Here is a 22,564-nt window from a genome sequence, read left to right on the forward strand (position 1 = left end):
CATGAACTGGCAACCCGGTCATAGCGAAGCACCGATGGCGCCGATCCGTATCGAGGCGATCATCGATACCGTGTGTCCATGGTGTTACATCGGCAAGAAACGTTTGGAAAAGGCGCTTGTCCGGGAAAAACTTGACCATATGCCAATTACCTGGCGTCCATTCCTTTTGAACCCCGATATGCCAACGGGCGGGATAGACCGGAAATTATATCTGTCGGCCAAATTTGGCGGCACTGAAAGTGCAGGCCGGGTTTACAAGGCGATTGAGGCTGCGGGTGCGGCTGTCGGGATTGATTTCAATTTCGATGCCATTCGTCTGACGCCGGATTCAACAGATTCCCATCGCGTGATCTATAAAGTTTGCGCCGAACGCCCTGCTGTCGGGAATGATCTGGTTGAAGATCTGTTTACGGCTTACTTCCTTGATGGACGCGACATTGGTGATCTTGACGTTCTGGTTGAGATTGCCGTCACCCATGGCGAAGATAGAAACGAAATCCTCGATTACCTTGGGGGTGACATGGATCGCGAATTCGTATCGCAGGAAAACCGGGTTGCCCATCAAATGGGCGTAACCGGGGTCCCATGCTTCCTGTTTAATGGCCGCCATGCTCTTTCGGGCGCGCAGGAACCCGAAATCCTGCAACGCATGATCCGTCTGGCGCGTCAGGAAGAAACACCCATCTGACATGTATCCCGTATGGGAATAAAAAAGGCAGGTCCTGAACGGGTACCTGCCTTTTTCGTTATGCTTTTGCAGCAATATCGGCCAAGCGACGCATCAGGCGCTTTAAACCTTCCAATCGATCTGTCGGACCATCCCACCCCGCAGCATAAACGATCTTGTGATCCGGGCGCAAACGGGCCACGCCAACCTGTTGCTGGATAAAACCAACCAGACCGGCCGGGTTCGGGAATTCATTATTCCGAAGCGTGATAAGCGCCCCTTTGGGGCCGGCATCGAGTTTTTCAACATTGGATGTGCGGCACCATTGTTTGATCGTGACCACGTCCAAAAGGTTTTCGACCTCTTTTGGCAGCTTGCCAAAACGGTCAATCATCTCGGCGGCAAATTGGTCAACTTCCTCGCGGGAACGCAGTTCCGAAATCCGTCGATACAGGCCAAGTCGCACGCCAAGGTCGGGCACATAACGATCCGGTATCAGCACCGGCATTCCGACATTGATCTGCGGCACGAAGGATGCCGCGTCATCGGCCTCTATCTCGCCCTTGGCCTCGGCCACGGCTTCTTCGATCATCTGCTGATAAAGTTCGATCCCAACTTCCTTGATATGGCCTGATTGTTCCTCGCCAAGCAGGTTTCCTGCTCCGCGAATATCAAGGTCATGGCTGGCAAGATTGAAACCGGCACCAAGACTGTCAAGCGTCTGCATGACTTCAAGTCGCTTTAATGCGGTTGCTGTAAGCTTCTTGCCATTTGGCAATGTCAGATAGGCATAGGCACGCTGTTTTGATCGACCGATACGCCCGCGCAACTGATAAAGCTGCGCCAAACCAAACATGTCGGCGCGATGTATGATCATGGTATTGGCGTTCGGAACATCGATGCCGGACTCTATAATATTGGTCGCAAGCAACAGATCAAATTTGCGATCAGTGAAATCGGTCATCACCTGTTCAAGGTCACGAGGCCCCATCTGGCCATGTGCAACGTCAAACTTGATTTCAGGCACAAGTGTTTCAAGTTCCTTGGCAACCCGTCCAAGTTCATTGACCCGTGGGCAGACATAGAAGATTTGCCCGCCACGATGACGTTCACGCAATATCGCTTCGCGCACAACAACCGGATCATATGGCGTGATATAAGTCCGAACAGCAAGACGGTCGACCGGCGGGGTTGCAATAATCGAAAGTTCTTTTACCCCGGTCAGTGCAAGCTGCAATGTGCGTGGGATCGGCGTCGCTGTTAATGTCAGCACATGGACATCGGTTTTAAGCTCTTTCAGGCGTTCCTTATGCTTGACGCCGAAATGCTGCTCTTCATCGATGATCAGAAGTCCAAGATCTTTGAACTTTACACCGTTACCCAAAAGCGCGTGTGTCCCACACACGATGTCTACATGCCCGCTTTCAAGGTTGTCCTTGACCAGCTTGGCATTCTTGCCGGTCACCAGACGCGACAGTTGCTCTACCCGCACCGGAAGCCCGTCAAAGCGCTGCTTGAAGGTCAGGTAATGCTGACGGCATAGCAATGTGGTCGGCGCAACAATCGCAACCTGTTTGCCCGACATTACGGCGGCAAAGGCTGCGCGCAATGCGACCTCTGTTTTGCCAAAGCCAACGTCCCCGCATACAAGACGATCCATCGGCTTTCCTGCGGCCAGATCGTCAAGCGTATCGCGAATGGCACGTGCCTGATCTTCGGTTTCAGCAAACGGGAAGCTTGCACAGAATTCGTCATAACTTCCCTCGGGGGCGGTCAAGGCCGCCCCTTTGCGCAGATGGCGTTCGGCGGCAACCTTTATCAGCTTGCCTGCCATATCGCGAATGCGCTCGCGCAATTTGGCCTTGCGGGCCTGCCAGGCAACGCCGCCAAGTTTATCAAGGATCGACAGCCCCTCGTCCGAGCCATAGCGCGATAGAACTTCGATATTCTCAACCGGAACAAAAAGCTTGTCGCCGCCATCATATTCCAGTTCCAGACAATCGTGAGGCGCACCACCCGCCGTAACGGTCCGAAGACCAAGATAACGACCGATCCCGTGGTCAAGATGGACGACAAGGTCCCCCTCTGAAATCTCGGATGCTTCACGCAGGAAGTTTTCAGCCTTGCGACGTCGTCCGCCTGGACGGCTCATACGATCGCCAAGAATATCCTGTTCCGAAAGTATCCAAAGACCTTCACGGCGGAACCCGTGTTCAAGATCGAGAATAACAACAGCAAGCTGTTCTGGCGTCAGATCGTCAGTAACATCTTCCCAGCATTCTGCCGTAACAACCTTTGCAACTCCATGTTCGCGCAGAACCGAAATCATACGGTCACGTGATCCATCGGAATAAGCTGCGATAACAACCTGTTGATTCTTTCCACGTTGGGCGACGATGAAATCACGCAATTCATCATAAAGATTGGTATCGGCCCGTGCCCGAACATCACCAAAGTCGCGCCCGGGACGTGCGCCCATGTCAAAAACGGCACGCTCAGCACTTTCTTCTTCGTAGTAAGGTGAAAGTTCTAGAACCGTGCGATCATTCAGCATCCGGTCAAATTCGGCCTGATCAAGGTAAAGCCGCTCGGGCGGCACAGGTTTATAAACATTGTCCCCCGAAAGCCCGCCGCCCTTTATATTCAGGCGTGCCTGATAATAATCGTCAATCATCTCAAGGCGGTTTTCGATGACCTCGCCATATTGATGATCAAGGCTGACCATCACATCAGGAAGATAGGCAAAAACTGTATCCATACCGTCGTGGAACAACGGCAGCCAATGCTCCATTCCACCATATTTCAAGCCGTTACTGATCGATTCATAAAGTGGATCAGTTTGCGATACGACGCCAAAAAGTTCGCGATATCCGCTGCGGAACCGGGAAATGCTTTCGTGATCCAGAAACACTTCGCCAACGGGCAGAAGGGCGATTTCGTTGATCCGTCCGACAGTGCGCTGGGTTTCAACGTCAAACCGGCGAATGCTTTCGATCTCGTCACCAAAGAAATCAAGTCGCACAGGCTCTTTCATACCCGGCGCAAAGATATCAACAATATCGCCGCGAACCGCGTAATCACCGGGCTCCATAACCTGTTCGGCACGGTTATAGCCCATCCGATCAAAATAGCCGGTCAGATCGGCGCGCGAATGCTCCTGTCCTGATTTAAAGGTCAGTTTGCCATCGCGCATAACATCTACCCGCGGGACGCGCTGCATGACCGCCGCTGCTGTTGCCAGAACGATACGTCCCTGCCCGCTGGCCGGTTTGATATCCTCAGCCAGTGTCGTCAATGTTTCAACCCTGCGTGCCGTTACTTCGGCAATCGGTGAAACCCGGTCGTAAGGCAAGCAATCCCACGCCGGCAGGGTCAAGACTTCGACCTCGCCCGCAAAGAAAGCAAGTGCCTCGGCAAGCTGGGCCATGCGTTTGTCATCGCGCACGATATGCAGGATTGTGGCGTCGTTTGCCGATGCATCCAGCAATTCGCGCAACAACAAAGCGTCGGCACCCTCGGGAACACCACACAGTCGCTTGCGACCTTTTGTTGAAATGATTTCTTTTAATTTATTCAATGTTTTATCTGGCGTTGCTAAGTTCCTGAATCATGTGCAGCACGTCGGTATCATATTCCTCCGGTGCCTGCTCTTTGCCCGTTGCCCACTTAAAGAAATCGGCATCGGGAACATCATTCATCAGGATTTCAAAACGTTCGAGCTGTTCTTCTGACAGGGTGGCAAGGTGCGCCTCCATGAAACGACCGATCAGGATATCGTTTTCCTTGGTACCGCGATGGCCGCCGCGAAACAGCAATTTCTTGCGTCGGACTTCAAGTTCTTTGCTGTCGATACTCACGTTCGATCTCCTGTCTTTTCTGGTCACTGTGCATCGGCATAAAACCAAAGGCACAGTTTGTCTTTTGTGGCATGGTTTGTACGGTAAATTCGCCAATTGGTCCATGCTGTCATCCATCCAATTTGCATTGGCTCGTGACTTGTCGGTTGTCGCACGATAATTTTGTTGTATACCCAGCATCTAAACCGATTTGTTCTATTAACGTTCTTATCCGAAAACACAACGAAAACCGTCATGCGCCCGGAAATATTGTTCCCGCTTTTTGCTGAAATCGACAGCTTGCCCGGCATTGGCCCGCGCCTGAAGCCTTTGCTTGCGCGGTTGATCGGCGGCGAACATGTGGTCGATTTGCTGTGGCATTTGCCATCGGGGCTGATTGATCGACGTTTTTCTCCGCCTCTAACAGAAACAATTGATGGATCGATTGTTACGCTGGATGTCTGGATAGAACGCCATGATGCCCCGCCAAATCGGCGCCGCCCGTATCGGGTCATTTGCAAAACTCAAGGTGTCCCTCTGGTTTTGGCGTTTTTCAATGCCAGGGCCAAATATCTGAACGAAGTTCTGCCGGTTGGTGAAAAGCGTATCGTCTCGGGCAAAATTGATCATTATCGCGGTGAATACCAGATCACCCATCCTGACCGAATTGGTACCGAGGCCGAGCGTGATGAAATTCAAACCGTGGAGCCTGTGTACCCGATGTCAGCTGGTGTCACGGGTAAAACTCTTACCAAATCAACTCGTGCGGCTCTTGCGATGGTACCGGAGCTCCCGGAATGGCATGACCCCGCCCTACAGGCGCGGCACAAATGGCCTGCTCTGAAGTCCGCCCTGCATCAGGTTCATAACCCTGAAAATGATGGCGACCTGTCACCCGACCACCCTGCCCGCAAACGACTTGCCTATGACGAACTGCTGGCAAATCAGCTTGCCCTTGCGCTTATTCGAGCAAAGATGCGCAAGCTGGGCGGACGAGCAACAAACGGTGATGGCCGTTTGCGCAAGGCACTTGAAGCAGAACTTCCCTTTGCCATGACAGGTGCGCAGCAACGCGCACTGAAAGACATTTACGAAGACATGGGTGGCAACGGACGCATGCTACGCCTGCTTCAGGGGGATGTTGGCTCGGGAAAAACGGTTGTCGCCCTGATGGCCATGCTGAATGCAATCGAAACAGGCCGTCAGGCTGCTTTGATGGCGCCGACTGAAATTCTTGCCCGTCAGCATTTTGAAACGATCACCCCGCTTCTTGAAAAGATCGGTGTGACCTGCGCAATCCTGACGGGTCGTGATAAAGGCAAAAGTCGTAAAGCTGCGCTCGAAGGTTTTGCAGATGGCACTTTTCAGATTGCCGTTGGTACGCATGCACTGTTTCAGGAAGACGTGCAATTCCGCGATCTGGCTTTCGCCGTTGTCGATGAACAACATCGATTTGGCGTCCATCAACGTTTGATGCTGGCTGGCAAGGGACAGGCTGTCGACGTACTGGTCATGACGGCAACACCGATCCCCAGAACCCTGACCCTAACGGCCTTTGGGGATATGGAAGTATCGCGATTGGATGAAAAACCACCAGGAAGAAAGCCCGTTGATACACGTGTCCTGCCCGCTGACAAAGCGGATGACGTGATATCAGGCATCGGGCGTGCCATGCGCACCGGAACCAAGATTTACTGGGTATGCCCGTTGGTCGAGGATTCCGAAATCCTTGACCTGCAGGCAGCAGAAGAACGTTATCGCATTCTGGTCGAACTTTTTGGCGAAAGTCGTGTCGGGCTTGTCCACGGCAAAATGAAAGCCAAGGACAAGGACACCGTGATGGAACGCTTCGCCCACGGTGATCTGTCAATTCTTGTCGCAACCACCGTGATTGAGGTTGGTGTCAACGTCCCGGAAGCGACAATCATGGTCATAGAACATGCTGAACGCTTTGGGTTGGCACAGCTGCATCAGCTACGCGGACGGATCGGACGTGGAGACGCGGCATCAACCTGTCTGCTGCTTTACGGTTCACCATTAGGCGAAATTTCAAAAGCTCGCCTGAAAATCATGCGCGAAACCGAAGACGGTTTTATCATTGCCGAAGAAGACCTTCGTTTGAGAGGCGCTGGCGAAGTATTGGGCACCCGGCAAAGCGGCTTGCAAGCCTATCGCCTAGCCAGCCTTGAGATGCATGGGGATTTGCTTGCAATTGCACGTGATGATGCCCGACTGATTGTCGAACTTGATCCCGATCTGCAAAAGCCGCGCGGCGAAGCATTGCGGTTGTTGCTGTATCTTTTCGAGCGCGACGAAGCCGTTCGCTATTTCCGGTCCGGCTAAAAACAAGGGCGCTTGCAAATTGCGGCACCCTTGTTTTTTGTTTTCCATTAAACCGCTTTACGCATCCTCGCGGCTTTTGTCATCGGTATTCTCGTTCCCCGGTTCGGGATGTTTGGAAACCAGAACCGGTATGTTTTCTTTTTCACGCAAAACATCGACGTCTTCGTATGTCTTTGCGGAAACACGCGGCTTGGCCTGAAGTTCAGCACTGCGACGATCAGGTGGTGTGACAATCCCGCCTGACATAACCATTTTGATCGCCTCTTCGACCGTCATATCAAGGATCACGATATCCCGGCGTGGCACGAACAAAAGGAATCCCGATGTCGGGTTTGGTGTGGTTGGCAAAAAGATATTGATAACCGTATCTTCCGTCAGGTTCTGCACTTCACCCTTTGTCTCACCGGTAATAAAGCCAATAGCCCACATGCCGCGGCGCGGATATTCCAACAAAACAGCCTGACGGAATGCATTTGACTGATTGGCCAGCACCGTTTCAAGTATCTGTTTGACCGCACCATAAATGCTGCGAACCGCAGGAATACGCGCCAGAATACGTTCATAAAGCTTGATCAGCGCGCGTCCGGCAAAGTTGGTGGTGAACCAGCCGACAACCGTAATGAAAATCAGGATCACCAACAAACCAAATCCCGGGATACCGTATTCCTGATAACCTTCGGGCAGGTAATAGACCGGGTTGTAATGCCCCGGAATCAGCGGCATGACCTTACTGTCGACGAATTCTATAAACCACCATGCCAAACCAAATGTTATAACAAGTGGCGCACTGACGAGAACGCCTGTCAGAAAATAGGCCCGCACACGGGCAAAAAAGCCCGGACTGGGAAGGGCATGTCCGGCGTTTTCGCTATCCGAATCATGTTGATTATCGTGATTGGCGGTCATTGATCACCTGTGAAGAGACGTCGCATTACATCTTTTGACCTGTAATACATATTTGCATTCACCATTTGTCATTAACAGTATGGCAATGCTGCGACTATTAAGCTGGGAAATTCCCATTTATAGAGTGATAGCAGCATTCAAGTTTGTGGCGCAACCAAACAAAACAGGCGGCATCAACCGCCATTGAAAAGGAGTTGTTTTGCAGGTCTGGATTGTTGAATACATATACGATGATAATGGCTCTGTCGGTATCCGCACAGCGAAGGTAACAGCGCCCGATTATGAAACTGCACGGCAATTTGCCCTGGGTGACGCACCAGCAGTCGATTTCGTGATGTCTTTGCATCCGGAATCCGAAGATCAGTTTCTTGGCCGACCTGCCATAAGGGCGCGGGAAATGACAGGAAAAGTCGCCCATGACGTTCCTGATCCGGATGAAGACATAGAAGATGAGGATGATGTCTGATATCGACGATAAGCGAGATTACCTTGCCAGACCGATCATCGGAGTTGGTGCTGTTATTTAGAATGACGAAAATGTTTTACTGATCAAACGGGGCAAGGCGCCAAGTAAAGGCAGTTGGAGCATTCCCGGCGGCGCACAGGAGCTTGGTGAAACATTGCGTGATGCGGTTCGGCGGGAAGTCCTGGAGGAAGCCGGTATCATCGTATCAACCCCGGTTCTGATTGATACAGTCGACCTGATCACGCCAGATGGCAATGGGTAGGTTCAATATCACTATACCCTGATCGACTTCGTCGCCGAAGCACAAGAAACCGATTTAAAGACTGGCGGCGATGCTGCCGATGCCCGCTGGGTGCCTTTCGTGCAGCTTGATGACTACAGGCTTTGGGACAAAACCAAAGACATCATTACCCGCTCGCGCGCTTTACGTCGGTAAATTCAACCCTCACGAAAACAAAAAGGCGACATCAGAAGATGCCGCCTTTTGATCGATTAGTGGAAATCTGATCACGCTGCAGCATGCTGCGTCAGAACAGATTCCTGAATTTTTTTGAATGCGCGCGCCTCAAGCTGACGGACACGTTCGCGACTTACGCCAAAGCGTTCGCCAAGTTTTTCAAGCGTAATCGGATCATCACTCAGGAAACGGGCTTCGATAATCTCACGCTCACGCTCTGGCAACTCACCCATCGCGCTTTTCAGCATGTCGTTATGTAAAACACGTTCCTCTGCATCTGCAACGATGCTTTCCGGGCTTGGTGCATCTGACGACAGAGTATCAAGATACTCCATGCCTTCGTCTTTCGGCATTGGTGTGTTAAGCGAGAAATCACGCGCTGCAAGGCGACGGTTCATTTCAAGCGCTTCTTTACCGGTCACGCCAAGCTTCTCGGCAACGGCATCTGCCTGTTCGGGTGACAGTTCGCCATTGTCATAGATGTTAAGCTGCTTTTTGGCTTTACGCAGGCTGAAAAACAGCTTTTTCTGCGCTGCCATGGTGCCAAGTTTCACCATCGACCAGCTGTGAAGGATATATTCGGTCACTGCCGCCTTGATCCACCACATTGCATAGGTCGACAGACGGAAACCACGTTCCGGATCGAATTTTTGAACAGCCCGCATCAAGCCGGTATTGCCCTCGGCCACCAGATCAGCCATTGGAAGGCCATAGCCCCGATAGCCGAACGCAATTTTTGCTACAAGACGCAAGTGACTTGTGACCAGCTTGTGAGCTGCATCCGTGTCATCATGCTCGTGATAGCGGCGTGCAAGCATATATTCTTCGTCTACGCTGAGCATCGGAAACTTCCAGACCTGTCTCAGGTAACCGGAGAAACCGTCGTCCTGCGGTACTGCAGGTAATTTAATCGTGCTCATATCATGTCCTCCAGAGAGGTTTACGCACCACGCCTGACAATTCTTCCTACGAATTCAAACAGACTTTAGATGACGCGCAAACACTGTCAGTTGTGACTTAAATCACGTGGACGACCGGCATTCATTTGGGGAAATGGTTTCGTCCGGTCGCAATTTCATCCCATAGGCCCTATGGGAGAGGACAGCAGACGCAAAGATAACGTATATTCATCGTGTCTCTTCCTTCCTCGAAGCAAATCGACAATTTACATGTCCGCCATTAGGCCGGAACATCATCCGGCGGTGCCATTGGGCCCCCACCCGCAAAAGTTAATATACCTAAATCCGACTAAATTCGTCAAGATAAACCTGACTGGATTTCAGCTATATTTAACTTTCAATATCAGTATTTTACATAATTTACCCGATAAACGCAGTCGGGAATTATCAATACCAATATCTTCACGCTAAAATCGATATACGGCAAAAAGAAGGCATACTGATTGTTTTTTGCAGCGTTTTAAGGCACCCCATAAAATGTGGTAATGGGACTGGTCGATACCCGCTCCTGTTGGGGCTGGTATGACACGACATTAACAATGCGTTTGAGCGAAAATGATTTATGTGACCAATGGACAGTTGCGATGTGCGATGCATAAACCTGCAGCCATAGGCCCCTGCCCTTGTGGAAAAGGCGAAAGTTTCGACAATTGCTGCGGGGCAATCCTGGCTGGAAAGCGAAAAGCCTCAACTGCCGAACAATTGATGCGTGCTCGTTACAGCGCATTTGTTTGCCGAGACGCGGATTACCTTCTGGCAACACTGGCTCCGGAAAAGGCATCAGGATTTGATCAGGATCAGATCAGGTCGGACAGATGCGAATGGACTGGACTGGAAATAATTGCGACGGATAAAGGCGGCATTCTTGATCAGAATGGTATTGTCGAATTCGTTGCCCGGTTTCGCGATAGGGGTACCGATCATGTCTTGCACGAAATATCCCGATTTGAACGCCGCAACGGGAACTGGCTTTATATAGATGGTAAATTTCCCGAACAACGAAACCTAAAAACTGTTCTTAACTCCGTCAACATTGGCCGCAATGATCCCTGCCCTTGTGGTTCGGGCAAGAAATATAAAAAGTGTTGCGGTTAAGGCGATGCCTGCTCTCCCGCAAACCCTACTTCAAGCGCCCAACGATGAAATGGCCGGATCAATTTTTGATGCGCATCATCATAGGCAAGCCAGATCAGTTCATGATCCGGTTCAACCGGCGGCCCAAGTCGTTCGGTGAACTCGCACAGGAAGAACACACCGCGCTTGAGCCGAAACCGGCCTTTGGTAAAATTGCTGACATATTGTGAAGCAATTCCAAGACGATTGCGAATATCTATCCTGTAACCGGATTCTTCATATGCTTCGCGATGCAAGGCATCACGCTCACTTTCGCCACGCTCGACCCCGCCCCCGATGAGAACAACGCCTTTGGGAGTGCGCGCAACCGCAACCTCACCGGCATCGTTGCGGATGACGGCATAGACACAGTCCTGCACGATGTAGTTTCTACCCATGTCCGGGTTACCAAAGATCGGTCCGACCAAATTTATATTCCCGGATTTGAATACCGCGCAAATGTTCAAACGAACACATTATATGTTTGAAGTTACAACAATTTCAAATTGCTCGCGCCTGATCAAGCAGCAATTGACAACGAACAGCATCCAGCCGTAATTCGCTTTGCCGGGCGGCGGCGAAGTGTCTTTTAAGGTCATCATTTGATACCGGCATTTCAAGACCGCCGAACTCGGATATCAGACGTTTGGCATGGTTTTCAGGGAATACCCGATCTTGAAACCTGCCCTTGGTCAGGAACCTCTCCGCTAACGCGAAATCGAGTTGCATATTGCGATACAGGATCGTCTGGTAATTCGCATGCGCTTCGAGCTTCCCGTCCGCCGAAACAAAGAAGATCGGGAACATAACGGCCAATTCAGGCAAAAGCCGGTTTGGATAGATATTACCCTTCCAGTATTTCTCAGCGAGCCCGGCATAGGTGTCATAGTCCGAGATCGAATAGAATCGGGCCTTGGCCAGCGGAAGGATTTCCACCTTTGGCTTGGTGATCGTCACTGTATCATTGGAAACATCGACGTAAAGATCGCCGAACTGGAAAGCATTCTGAAAATATTCGTGTCGAAGATTGCCCCAAACACGTTTGGCTATTCCACCATTCAGACAAAAATCTCGTAACGCGCCAATCCCCACGGTCTGTGGCGCCTGCAACTCATGCTCCAAAAGCTCTTTGACGCCTTTGGTGATTTCATAGCAGTATCCTTGGGGATATTCGCCTTTTTTCGGGTGCCGGGCCTGATCAAACTCACGATCAAACTGCAATCTCAGACGTAGCAAGTCGTCTTGCAATTTCCGGATGTGCGGCAACAGAAACTTCTTTGTCAGCTTCACCTGCTTGAAGTTCGTCGGCATTAGCTGTTCTTCTTCTGCCTGCTGCTTTATGAAATCAAGGGTCAACTTGCCATTCGATGTCATGGGAATGCTACTTTTCACAGATGCGAGGCTGGGAACCGAAAGATCGGCTGGGTGGCTTATTCAGATGCACTCTTCTGGCATGAACAAAAATGCCCCGGAAAAGCAAGTTCCCGAGGGCATCAACAAGTCTTGCAACCAACCGCGTCTTAGAACGGAATTTCGTCATCAAGGTCCGGTGCTCCGGCAGGCGCAGAACCGCCGCCCGACGAGCTACCATTGCCCCAACCGGCATCCGATCCGCCGCCATAACCGCCACCATTGTCCGATCCATAGCTGCCGCCAGAGCTTGCGCCGCCACCACCCATGCCGCCGCCTTCGCCGCGGTTGTCGAGCATGGTCAGGTTCGAGTTGAATCCTTCAAGCACGATTTCAGTGGTGTAATTGTCCTTGCCGTCCTGCCCCTGCCATTTGCGGGTGCGAAGCTGGCCTTCGATATAAAGCTTGCTGCCTTTTTTCACAAAGCGTTCAACCACATCGGCCAAACCTTCGTTGAAAACGACGATGCGATGCCATTCGGTGCGCTCGCGACGCTCGCCCGACTGGCGGTCTCGCCACTGTTCCGAGGTCGCAATGCTGAAATTGGCAATCTTTTTGCCAGCCTGGGTGAAACGAATTTCAGGATCGCGGCCGAGGTTCCCGACGAGAATGACTTTATTGACACTGCCAGCCATGGGTTATCTTCCAAAGTTTGTGTTGTCCGCCGTTTCGTATGAACGAAACTGGTGAGTTATCATTGCGCAAAAATGCGCTGCATTAAAGTTTCAAGTGCGATGCGATCAGTATCGTCGAACGAACCAGCCTCGACACTATCGACGTCGAGCACCGCAATCAACTGTCCTTGCGCATTCAGCACCGGCACGACAATCTCGGAGTTCGACCGGCTGTCACAGGCGATATGCCCCGGAAAAGCGTGAACATCTTCAACAACCTGGGTTTTGAGCGTCGCAGCAGCTGTGCCGCAAACACCGCGACCAAACGGAATGCGCAGGCACCCCAAAGTCCCCTGATAAGGCCCGACGACCAGTTCATTTTCTTTCGCTGGATCAACGATATAAAAGCCAGTCCAGAAATAATAGTCGAACTTTTGTGCAAGAATACAGCTGATTGTCGCCATCAGCGCGGTGACGTTGGTTTCACCCTCGGTGATGCTGATCAGTTCTTTTTCAGCTTCCTGATAAAGAACCTGTTTCTGTTCGGCGTTCACATGATGCTCCTGCGTTGTATGGCCAAGGAACTACCTGCTTGGCTGTATCGAAACAAGGACAAAATTAACCCGGTTACGCATTCCCTCCGTCTAAAAAACAGCCCCGGCACGATAGACGCACCGGGGCCGCTGCAGACCGGCTTGCGACGAACCAGAGATCAAATCAAGATCAGAGACGCTTGCCACTGTCCCTGTCAAACAGATGCACCTGATCGGTTGTGGTCGAAAGTGCCAGTTCCTGTCCTTTGGCAAACTGATGCGTGCCCTGCATGCGCAACGTCACACTTTCATTCTTTTCACCGAATTCAAGATAGACCAGCGTTTCCGCACCAAGCGATTCAATCATTCGAACCCTGGCCTTCAATGCACCACTGCCATCGACAGTCAGGGTAAAGTGTTCTGGACGGACCCCGACCACCAGTTCTCGACCGGCCTCGATCTGATGATCAAGATCGATCTTGCTGCCATCGCCGATAACGACGTGGCTTTTGTCATCCGAAACCGTCCCGTTTAGGAAGTTCATTGACGGCGATCCGATGAAGCTTGCGACAAAGAGGCTGGCCGGTTTTTCATATATTTCAATCGGCGTGCCAATCTGTTCGGCAACGCCAGCATTCATGACAATCAGGCGATCTGCCAGTGTCATGGCTTCGACCTGATCATGCGTCACATAAACTGAAGTAATTCCAAGACGTTGCTGAAGGTTCTTGATCTCAAGCCTCATATCGACACGAAGCTTTGCATCAAGGTTCGACAGCGGCTCATCAAACAGAAAAACCTTTGGTTCGCGCACAATTGCACGCCCCATTGCCACACGCTGGCGCTGCCCGCCCGAAAGCTGCTGCGGTTTGCGTTCCAGATAATCGTCAAGCTGAAGAATCTTGGCGGCATCTCGAACGCGGGTGTCGATTTCCACCTTGCTGTATCCGCGATTTTTAAGACCATACGCCATGTTGGCATAGTTGGTCATATGCGGATAAAGCGCATAGTTCTGAAACACCATCGCGATGTCACGATCAGCCGGCGCAACATTGTTGACAACCCGGTCATCGATTTTGATCTCGCCACCTGTAATGCTTTCAAGGCCCGCGATCATTCGCAGAAGTGTTGATTTGCCACAGCCCGACGGGCCGACCAGAACGGTGAATTCCCCGTCACCAATATGAAGATCGATACCATGCAAAGCCTTGAAGCCATTGTCATAGGTTTTTTCAGCCCGATTAAGGGTAACAGTTGCCATTTTCGTATCCTGTATGCGGATCTGTGTATCTTTAAATCACTGATATCAAATGGTTGATCGAGCCTATTTTTCGGTTTCGACCAGACCTTTTACGAACATTCGCTGGAAAATCACCACCACCAGTACCGGCGGGATGGTTGCCATGATTGTCAGTGCAAATGCCTTGGGGAACTGCGGAATCTGGCCGCCTTCATAAAGCGAATTATAAACCTGCTTGATCCCGATCACGATGGTGTAAAGCTGATCATCAGTAGTCATCAGCAACGGCCAAAGATACTGGTTCCAGCCAACCACAAACATGATGATAAAGATCGCGGCAATCATGGTGACCGAAAGCGGCACCAGAATATCGATGAAGAAACGAAGCGGCCCTGCCCCATCCAGACGCGCGGCTTCCAAAAGCTCATCCGGAACAGATCTGAAAAACTGACGGAAGAAAAACGTACCCGTTGCCGACGCAATCAGCGGCAGGATCAAGCCGGTATAGGTATTGAGTAGCCCAAGGCTTGATACCACCTCGTAGGATGGCACAATTCGCACTTCAAGAGGCAGCAAAAGGGTCGAGAAAATGACCCAGAATATCGGCACCGCAAGCCGGAAGCGGAAATAGACGATCGCATATGCCGCCATCATTGAAATGATGACTTTGCCAATCGCAAAGCCAAGTCCAAGAACCATGCTATTAAACAGCATTTCAAGCGCAGTAACACGGCCTTTTGTTGCCGCCGTGTCAAACAAGATCGCGCCGTAATTTTCAAGGAAATGTCCGCCAAACCAGAACTGCAAGCCGTTCTGGAACAGAAATTCACGCGTATGGGTCGATGAAACGAACGCAATCCATACCGGCAGGATCATAAAGAGCGATCCAAGAATAAGGATCACATGATTGGTAATAGAACGCCATTTTGACTGATACATGACGCGTCCCCCCCCTAATAATGCACTTTGCGTTCGATAAATCGGAACTGGAATACAGTCAGCACGCTGACCATGATCATCAGCAGCACGGATTGCGCCGAACTACCGCCCATATCCGCTCCAAGGAATCCGTCGACATAAACCTTGTAAACAAGGGTTGCTGTCGCACCCCCCGGTGATCCCTTGGTCGAAACATCGATGATCCCGAACGTTTCAAAGAACGCATAGGTCAGGTTGATCACCATCAGGAAGAATGTGGTTGGCGCCAGCAGCGGGAAGGTAATCGTCCAGAAACGACGTTCCGCACTTTTGCAATCCAGCGTAGCGGCTTCAGTTACCGATTTCGGAATTCCCTGCAAACCTGACAGGAAGAAAATGAAATTCACACTGACCTGTTTCCACACGGCAATCAGCGTCACGACAAATGCCGCATCATTCGCATTCTGGATGTGATTGAACTCAAACCCGAAGCTGTTGAACAGCTTGTATAGATCGCCCATCAACGGGTTGAACAACATATTGCCCAGCAAGCCAGCCACAGGCGGCGCAACGGCATATCCCCACATCAAAAGCGTTTTATATGATTTGGCTCCACGGATCACTTCATCGGCCCGAACGGCAAGAAACAGCGAAATCGCGATGGAAATGAATGCCACAAGGAAGGAAAAGACAGCTGTGAAAATGGCTGACTTCAGCCAGCTGCTGCTCGAAAGCACATCCTCAAAATTTCGGAACCAAACAAATTGCGAGGACATGCCAAAGGCGTCCTCAAGCAGGAAAGACTGGTAAACTGCCTGTGCGGCAGGCCACAGGAAAAATATCGCAATAATCAGAATTTGTGGTGCCACAAAAAAGTATGGCACCGGGCTGTGCCCGAATTGTACGCGTTTCATTGCTGACGCAACCCCAAGACCGGTCCAGGAATCGAAAAACAGGGCGGCCGGTAAAAGCCGCCCTGTCAGCGAGATAATGCTTAGTTCGAATAGGTATCGTGGAAGCGTTTCAGAAGCGCATTGCCTTCTTCCTCGATCGTAGCAAAAGCTTGATCGATGGTTGCTTCACCATTCATCATCTTGTCGACTTCGCGATAGATGACTTCACGGATCTGAACGTAGAAACCAAGGCGATAACCTTTGGTCCACTCTCCACCTTCTTCGGAAAGCTGCTGAATGCCGACTTCGGCGTCCGGGCTTTCGTTATAGTAGCCTTCTTTCTTGGCAAGTTCGTAGGCCGCGGTGGTGATCGGAACATAACCGGTTTCTTTGTGCCAGTAGAACTGGGTTTCCGGTTTGGTCAGGAACTCGAAGAATTTGGCAACGCCGGCATCTTCTTCTGCACTGTGGCCAGAGAATGCGAACAGCGAGGCACCACCGATGAAGGTCGATTTCGGCGCGTCACCAACGCCTTCCCAATATGGAAGGGTCGAAGTGCCAAATTCAAACTGTGCGGATTTTTTCAGACCACCGAACGAGCCGGAAGAACCGAGCCACATTGCGGCTTTCTGCTGCAGGAAGGCGTCCTGGTTGGCGCCCCATGCGCGGCCATAGTAACCGAAATAACCGGCATCTTTCCATTCTTTGACGTGCTTCCAGTGATCTTTCAGCGCGTCATTGTTGTATAGAAGTTCGACATCCGTGCTGTCATAACCATTGTTGGCGGTTGCCATCTGAAGGTTGTGACGCGACATGAAGTTTTCAAAGAAGATCCACGGGCTGTGTGACTCGGCAAGGCCTTCGAAACCGGCTTCTTTCAACTTCGGTGCGATCTCTTCGAATTCCTGCCAGGTTTTCGGCACGTCAACACCGGCTTTGGCCAGCGCATCTTTGTTGAAATAAAGCAGCGGGGTCGAGCTGTTGAACGGCATGCCAATCATCTTGCCATCGGAATCGGCATAGAAGTAGCGAACCCCCGGGATGTAATCATTGATGTCAAACTTGACACCATTTGATTCCATAAGGTCCTGAACCGGTTTAACAGCGCCTTTGGCGTTAATGATGGTTGCAGCACCGGCATCAAAGATCTGGATGATGTTCGGCTGGTTTTTCGCGCGGAAAGCAGCAATACCGGCGGTCATCGTGTCTTCGTAACCGCCCTTGTTCACAGCAACCAGTTGGTATTCGTCCTGGCTGGCGTTGAAGTCGGCAGTGATCTGATTGACGACATCGCCCAGTGCGCCGTCCATGGCATGCCACCAAGTGATCTCGGTCGCAGCATTCGCTGTGCCGCCCAGTGCGAACACAGCTGCTGCTGCCATCAGGGTTTTGCGAAACATGATCTTCTATCTCCCAAATAAAAACTCGTTCGCGCCAACCGCCTGTTGATCGGTCGACACAACGCATTCGTTTTCATTCGAGGGGGACGTTTCCTCAAGTGACAGTTTTCGGAAATTTACTTTTGATGCGCGAAATGACCTTAAAAACTGTCAGTTTTTGCTTTTTAGTGTGCATTCGACCCCTTCAAATGTTCATATGAACATCTCATAAATCGAACAGCTTGCAAAGGCTTTCAATCCTGATGAATGGCATAAATGTCTTTCACATGCGCACATTTAACATTTCCCCAGATTTTTCGGCACTTTCACAAATATTACAAAGTCATGCACTTGCAACAATGCATTGCAACAACTCCATTTGCATATGCAAAACGGGTACCCAAAGGATACCCGTTCAATGTTCATTTGCGAACATGGATCGCTGCATCTTGACGCTGTAATCTCAGGTGGAATTCCTGTCACGCTGAACAAAAACGGAAAGCAATGCCAAGCCGCCGGAAACCACCATAAGCAGCAGGGACAGCGCGTTCAGAACCGGTGTTGATCCCTGTTTGAGGCGGTCAAACATGGCAATGGTCAACGGCGCATCAGATCCGACTAGCATCAGTGTTGTGTTGAAATTTTCAAATGACATCAGGAATGCAACGATCCCCGCCCCGATCAATGCCGGTTTCAGGAATGGGATGGTAACCGTCCAAAGAGCTGCCTGTCGTGTTGCACCAAGATTAAGTGCGGCTTCTTCCAGGCTGATGTCAAATTTGCGAAGACGCGCAGAAATCACTAGCGTCGTTATCGTAGTGATAAAGGCAAATTGTCCGATAATCACCAGAAACAGCCCCGGTCGCAGGAAATCAAGATCCCATCCAATCGCTTCTTCAATTCCGTTTGCAATGGCATTGGAAAAGACCAGAATCGATATGCCCAATATGACCCCGGGAATAACCAAGGGCGACAACGCCACCACATAAAGCAGATTTTTGCCCGGAAACTGCGCACGTTCAAACAGGAACGCATTGCAGGTTCCGACAGTAACCGACAGCAAGGTCACCCAAAATGCGACAAAGGCTGAAACCCCAACGCTTTCCAGTAACTTGCCGTCATTGAATATTCCGATATACGGACCGTCGCTGCCAAAAAACCATTTGAGTGTGCCTCCCTCCCATGGCATGGACGGGAACAGGCTATCATTGAAGGCAAACACACCAACAACAATCAACGGTGCACTAAGGTAGATGAAAAATAGAGCGATATACCCTGCGTAAATGCCTTTGTAAAAGCGCGGCTGCGGAATGCTCGGAATCATGGCGGTTTCCTCCCTCAGCTCACGGTTTCTGAGAGTGTCTGGCGGCTCAGCTTCAGACCGATCCAAACAATCATCGATGACAGAACCAGCAACAGGAACCCGAATGCCGATCCGGATTCCCAGTTAAACCGCGTGATGAACTGTGTATAGATTTGCTCGGTAAACCAAAGGCTATCCTTGCCGCCCAAAAGATTCGGGGTCAGATAGTTACCAAGTGTCAGCATGAAAACAACGATGCAGCCTGACGCGATTCCGGGCATGGCATGCGGAATGACGATATCGCGTGTCACCGTGAATGCATTTCCGCCAAGGTCATAGCCTGCCTCAATCAAACTGTCGTCAAGGCTGTCAAGTACTGACACAAGAGGCACGACCATGAACAACATCGACGTATATACAAGCCCCACCATGATGGTGGCATCATTATAAAGCATCTCGACCGGCCCATCGGCGATCCCGGCCCATTGCAGGAAATTGCTGATCACACCGCTTTCGCGCAGCAAAATCATCCAGCCAAACGTCCGCACCAGCTCTGATACCCAGAACGGGATCAGGCATAGCAGGAACAAAACATTTTTGCCTTTGCCCCGCATGACTTTGGCGATGTAATAGGAAACAGGAAAACCGATCAAAAGCGTAAGTGCGGTCGCCATGATCGACATCACCGCCGTTCGAACATAGGTATTCCAATAAAGCGGCTCGACAAAAAACTCGGTGTAATTGATCAGGCTGAATTCGTACTTGCCATATGAAATCCGTTCACGCAGCGACACAAGCAACAAGTCGACATGCGGCAGGATCACCAGCAAAAACAGCCAAATCAACAAGGGCATGGCCAGCAATAGCGCGCCAAAGCGAACAGCCCCACCAGTGCCCGAGGATGCAGGATTTGTCATGCTGTCGCCTCTTGATTTTCTGCTGCGACAAAGCATCGGGTTTGTTCAGCCCCCCAGGTCAAATTGACCAGATCACCGGATTTCAGATTGGCAAAAGCACCCGTTTGCGGCAACGCAACCGTCATTTCATGGCCGGTTGCCTTATCACGGACCTGAACACTGCTGGCGGCACCATTAAACAGAACATTGTCAACTTTTGCGGCAATCGCATTGTCAGTCTTGCCCTGCCCGTCAATCGCGATGGTTTCCGGACGGACAAAAACATCAACAGGTTGCCCTTCAGCCAGTGTTGGATGAGTCTTGCGAGATGCCAGAACGGCCCCACCGGTTGGTAGATTGATAACGATATGATCGTCATGCGTCATGCCAACCGTCCCCTTCCAGCGATTGCTTTCGCCAACAAATCCGGCAACGAAAGCCGTATGCGGGTTGTAATAAAGATCCTGCGGAGCCCCAACCTGCTCAAACCGGCCAGCATTCATGACGGCCACCTGATCGGACATTACCAAGGCTTCGGATTGGTCGTGCGTGATGTAAACAAAGGTCGTGCCGATCTCGTGCTGCAATTGCTTGAGCTCTACCTTCATATGCTCACGCAACTTGAGATCAAGAGCGCCTAGCGGCTCATCAAGCAGCAGCACCGCTGGTTCCAGCACAAGGCATCGTGCAATCGCGATACGCTGTTTCTGCCCTCCAGAAAGCTGACTGATCTGTTTGGGGCCGGAATCCGGCAACCCGACACGTGCCAGTGTATCACTGACCTTTTTCTCGATTGTAGCCCGATCAGCACCACGGCGTTTCAGTCCGTATGCCACGTTCTCCGAAACATTCATCATCGGAAACAGCGCCAGATGCTGAAATACCATATTCACCGGTCGACGGTTTGGCGGGACACCCAGCACCGATGATCCCTTGATCAGGATGTCGCCCGATGTCGGTGCCTGAAACCCTGCCAGCATGCGCAACAGCGTGGTTTTACCGCAACCACTTGGCCCCAGAATAGAAAAGAAGGACCCTTTGGGAATCGTAAGTGAAATCGAATCTACCGCGGTAAAAGCGTCAAACTTTTTGACCACGTCACGACATTCAAGGTCGAATTGATCTGCCATAGGAGCCTGCATGAAATGAATTACCGATGCCAGCTTGAACCCGGCTATCGCAGAAATGAAAAAATGCAATGTCCCCGGCAACATATGCCGGGGACATTATCATCCGATCCAAACAGGATCAGAACAGCTTGGCTTACGACTGTGCTGCTTTCACACGATCAAGCGTTTTGCCTTCAAGGGTTTCCAGACCAGCCGGAACCGTCGGATACCATTTAATGTTGTCAAGGGCTTCGGCTGGGAAGCTTCCCTGGAACTGCGCCTTCAGCTTGTCATCCGCAAACTCGTCCGCACCTTTGGATGCGGTAAAGTTACCGGCACTTGCGGTGATTTTGGCAGCAATCTCCGGCTGCATGACGAAATTGATCCACTTGTAAGCAGCATCTTCGTTCTCGGATTTGCGCGGCAAGACGAAGGTATCGATCCAGCCCAATGCACCTGATGCAGGGGCAACAAACGTGATATCGGCGTTGTCGTTATTGAGCTTCCAGCCACCGGTATCCCATGCCATAGCGGCAACCACTTCACCAGAACGTACCAGGTTCAGAAGCGCATCGCCCCCTTCCCAATAGGTTTTGACGTTCGGCTTGCACTCGACCAGTTTCTTTTCAACCGCATCAAGAATTTCCTGATACTTGGCTTCATCGCCATAAGCCGCAAACGGATCCATACCCATTGCAAAGGCAAATCCGATCAGGGTTGGACGTTTCAAGCGATAGGAAACCTTGCCTGAAATATCGGCATTGCAAAGATCGGTATAATCCTTGACGTCACCAGCTTTGGTCGTGTCAACGATCAGGCCGCTGGTGCCCCAAACATGCGGAACACCATAAACCTCGCCATCAAGCGTGGTGTTTTTCTTGGTTGCTTCCAGCATCGAAGGAATGAACTTCGCAGCATCAATCTTGGAAAGATCAATCGGCTTGTAAATGCCGTATTCGAGCTGTGCACCAGAAATGCGGTCCTGGGATGGCTGGGCAAGGTCGAAACCGCCACCACCGGTAGCACGCAGTTTGGAAATCATGTCTTCGTTGTTCGAAAGCGTGACTTCAACGTCGATTCCGGTCTCTTTCTCAAACATCTCGACGACGTCATCCGGGGCATATCCACCCCAGGTCAGCAAACGAAGCTCTTCAGCCTGTGCGTTTGCACCAAGCATCGCCATTCCAGCAAGAGCAGTAAGCCCCAGCAAAGAACCGCGCAGTGCGCCATGCTTTTTCGACATTATTTTACCTCTCTGTTGACGTGACGGCACTTCCCCTGTCCGGCGTCAATGTATTCTGTGACATTGCTAACGTTCCGGGACTGCACCAGTATCGCAAGAAACTCTGTTGCAACGAAAGCAAAATCGATCATTTTGCGTTCTTTTGAACAATTCGTTTCAATTCTCGCCGTGAAACCGGACTTTCTGCAAGTTAAACTTCTGCAACAATTTTTCGGAACTTCGGGACCGAAACGCATCTGCTTGCAAATAAAAAAGGGGCAGCCAAACCGGCTACCCCTT

Annotated in this window: 20 protein-coding genes and 1 pseudogene; 5 read left to right on the forward strand and 16 right to left on the reverse strand. The window is 51.1% G+C overall.

Annotated features, from left to right (window positions below; genetic code table 11):
• Window position 1: 1 nt before the first annotated feature.
• Window positions 2-688 carry a DsbA family oxidoreductase gene (locus BC440_RS10115; protein WP_083379336.1) on the forward strand — a complete coding sequence of 229 codons (687 nt, stop codon included), beginning with the start codon at window positions 2-4 and terminating at the stop codon, window positions 686-688.
• A gap of 58 nt (window positions 689-746) precedes the next feature.
• Here the strand turns inward: BC440_RS10115 and mfd are convergent, their stop codons facing one another.
• Window positions 747-4,244 carry a transcription-repair coupling factor gene (gene mfd / locus BC440_RS10120; protein ID WP_071240037.1) on the reverse strand — a complete coding sequence of 1,166 codons (3,498 nt, stop codon included), beginning with the start codon at window positions 4,242-4,244 and terminating at the stop codon, window positions 747-749.
• A gap of 4 nt (window positions 4,245-4,248) precedes the next feature.
• On the reverse strand, window positions 4,249-4,524 hold the full coding sequence (locus tag BC440_RS10125) for a succinate dehydrogenase assembly factor 2 (protein ID WP_007089584.1): 276 nt from the start codon (window positions 4,522-4,524) through the stop codon (window positions 4,249-4,251).
• A 234-nt stretch (window positions 4,525-4,758) separates the two neighbouring features.
• On the opposite strand from BC440_RS10125, the gene recG reads away from it, so the two are divergent.
• The gene (gene recG / locus BC440_RS10130; protein ID WP_071240038.1) at window positions 4,759-6,846 is read left to right on the forward strand and encodes an ATP-dependent DNA helicase RecG; all 2,088 of its coding nucleotides are present in this window, start codon (window positions 4,759-4,761) and stop codon (window positions 6,844-6,846) included.
• Between the two features lie 57 nt (window positions 6,847-6,903).
• On the opposite strand, the gene BC440_RS10135 is transcribed toward recG, so the two are convergent.
• Entirely contained in the window at window positions 6,904-7,752 is an 849-nt protein-coding gene (locus tag BC440_RS10135) for a DUF502 domain-containing protein (protein ID WP_071240039.1), read from the reverse strand.
• Window positions 7,753-7,951: 199 nt separating this feature from the next.
• Between BC440_RS10135 and BC440_RS10140 the strand changes: the two genes are divergently transcribed.
• Complete coding sequence (locus BC440_RS10140) at window positions 7,952-8,218, forward strand: hypothetical protein (protein ID WP_071240040.1); 267 nt, start codon at window positions 7,952-7,954, stop codon at window positions 8,216-8,218.
• 76 nt (window positions 8,219-8,294) lie between these two features.
• Window positions 8,295-8,480 (forward strand): annotated as a pseudogene (locus tag BC440_RS23515) (NUDIX domain-containing protein); the annotation flags it as partial.
• Between the two features lie 245 nt (window positions 8,481-8,725).
• Here the strand turns inward: BC440_RS23515 and rpoH are convergent.
• The gene (gene rpoH / locus BC440_RS10150; protein ID WP_037992565.1) at window positions 8,726-9,595 is read right to left on the reverse strand and encodes an RNA polymerase sigma factor RpoH; all 870 of its coding nucleotides are present in this window, start codon (window positions 9,593-9,595) and stop codon (window positions 8,726-8,728) included.
• Window positions 9,596-10,189: 594 nt separating this feature from the next.
• On the opposite strand from rpoH, the gene BC440_RS22395 reads away from it, so the two are divergent.
• Complete coding sequence (locus BC440_RS22395) at window positions 10,190-10,729, forward strand: YchJ family protein (protein ID WP_233421868.1); 540 nt, start codon at window positions 10,190-10,192, stop codon at window positions 10,727-10,729.
• Here the strand turns inward: BC440_RS22395 and BC440_RS10160 are convergent.
• From BC440_RS10160 to BC440_RS10215, 12 genes are all read right to left on the reverse strand, one after another.
• Window positions 10,726-11,145 carry an NUDIX domain-containing protein gene (locus tag BC440_RS10160; protein ID WP_223305096.1) on the reverse strand — a complete coding sequence of 140 codons (420 nt, stop codon included), beginning with the start codon at window positions 11,143-11,145 and terminating at the stop codon, window positions 10,726-10,728. The genes BC440_RS22395 and BC440_RS10160 overlap by 4 nt on opposite strands.
• A gap of 103 nt (window positions 11,146-11,248) precedes the next feature.
• Window positions 11,249-12,103 carry a hypothetical protein gene (locus BC440_RS10165; protein ID WP_139192103.1) on the reverse strand — a complete coding sequence of 285 codons (855 nt, stop codon included), beginning with the start codon at window positions 12,101-12,103 and terminating at the stop codon, window positions 11,249-11,251.
• A gap of 164 nt (window positions 12,104-12,267) precedes the next feature.
• Window positions 12,268-12,792, reverse strand: a complete 525-nt coding sequence (gene ssb, locus BC440_RS10170) for a single-stranded DNA-binding protein (protein ID WP_007089593.1) — start codon at window positions 12,790-12,792, stop codon at window positions 12,268-12,270.
• A gap of 59 nt (window positions 12,793-12,851) precedes the next feature.
• Complete coding sequence (locus BC440_RS10175; RefSeq protein WP_007089594.1) at window positions 12,852-13,325, reverse strand: GAF domain-containing protein; 474 nt, start codon at window positions 13,323-13,325, stop codon at window positions 12,852-12,854.
• A gap of 169 nt (window positions 13,326-13,494) precedes the next feature.
• Entirely contained in the window at window positions 13,495-14,565 is a 1,071-nt protein-coding gene (locus BC440_RS10180; RefSeq protein WP_007089595.1) for a sn-glycerol-3-phosphate import ATP-binding protein UgpC, read from the reverse strand.
• A 63-nt stretch (window positions 14,566-14,628) separates the two neighbouring features.
• Window positions 14,629-15,483, reverse strand: a complete 855-nt coding sequence (gene ugpE / locus BC440_RS10185; protein ID WP_007089596.1) for a sn-glycerol-3-phosphate ABC transporter permease UgpE — start codon at window positions 15,481-15,483, stop codon at window positions 14,629-14,631.
• 14 nt (window positions 15,484-15,497) lie between these two features.
• Complete coding sequence (locus BC440_RS10190) at window positions 15,498-16,376, reverse strand: ABC transporter permease subunit (RefSeq protein WP_007089597.1); 879 nt, start codon at window positions 16,374-16,376, stop codon at window positions 15,498-15,500.
• Between the two features lie 80 nt (window positions 16,377-16,456).
• Window positions 16,457-17,755 (reverse strand): sn-glycerol-3-phosphate ABC transporter substrate-binding protein UgpB, encoded by a 1,299-nt coding sequence (ugpB, locus tag BC440_RS10195; RefSeq protein ID WP_071240042.1) that lies wholly within the window; start codon window positions 17,753-17,755, stop codon window positions 16,457-16,459.
• A gap of 442 nt (window positions 17,756-18,197) precedes the next feature.
• Window positions 18,198-19,058, reverse strand: a complete 861-nt coding sequence (locus BC440_RS10200; RefSeq protein ID WP_007089599.1) for an ABC transporter permease — start codon at window positions 19,056-19,058, stop codon at window positions 18,198-18,200.
• Between the two features lie 14 nt (window positions 19,059-19,072).
• Window positions 19,073-19,954 carry an ABC transporter permease gene (locus BC440_RS10205; RefSeq protein ID WP_071240043.1) on the reverse strand — a complete coding sequence of 294 codons (882 nt, stop codon included), beginning with the start codon at window positions 19,952-19,954 and terminating at the stop codon, window positions 19,073-19,075.
• The gene (locus BC440_RS10210) at window positions 19,951-21,063 is read right to left on the reverse strand and encodes an ABC transporter ATP-binding protein (protein ID WP_071240213.1); all 1,113 of its coding nucleotides are present in this window, start codon (window positions 21,061-21,063) and stop codon (window positions 19,951-19,953) included. Before BC440_RS10210 ends, BC440_RS10205 begins: the two co-directional genes overlap by 4 nt.
• 133 nt (window positions 21,064-21,196) lie before the next feature.
• Window positions 21,197-22,285, reverse strand: a complete 1,089-nt coding sequence (locus BC440_RS10215) for an extracellular solute-binding protein (RefSeq protein WP_007089602.1) — start codon at window positions 22,283-22,285, stop codon at window positions 21,197-21,199.
• Window positions 22,286-22,564 lie beyond the last annotated feature (279 nt).

Source organism: Thalassospira sp. MIT1004, assembly GCF_001858545.1.
Lineage (GTDB): Bacteria > Pseudomonadota > Alphaproteobacteria > Rhodospirillales > Thalassospiraceae > Thalassospira > Thalassospira xiamenensis.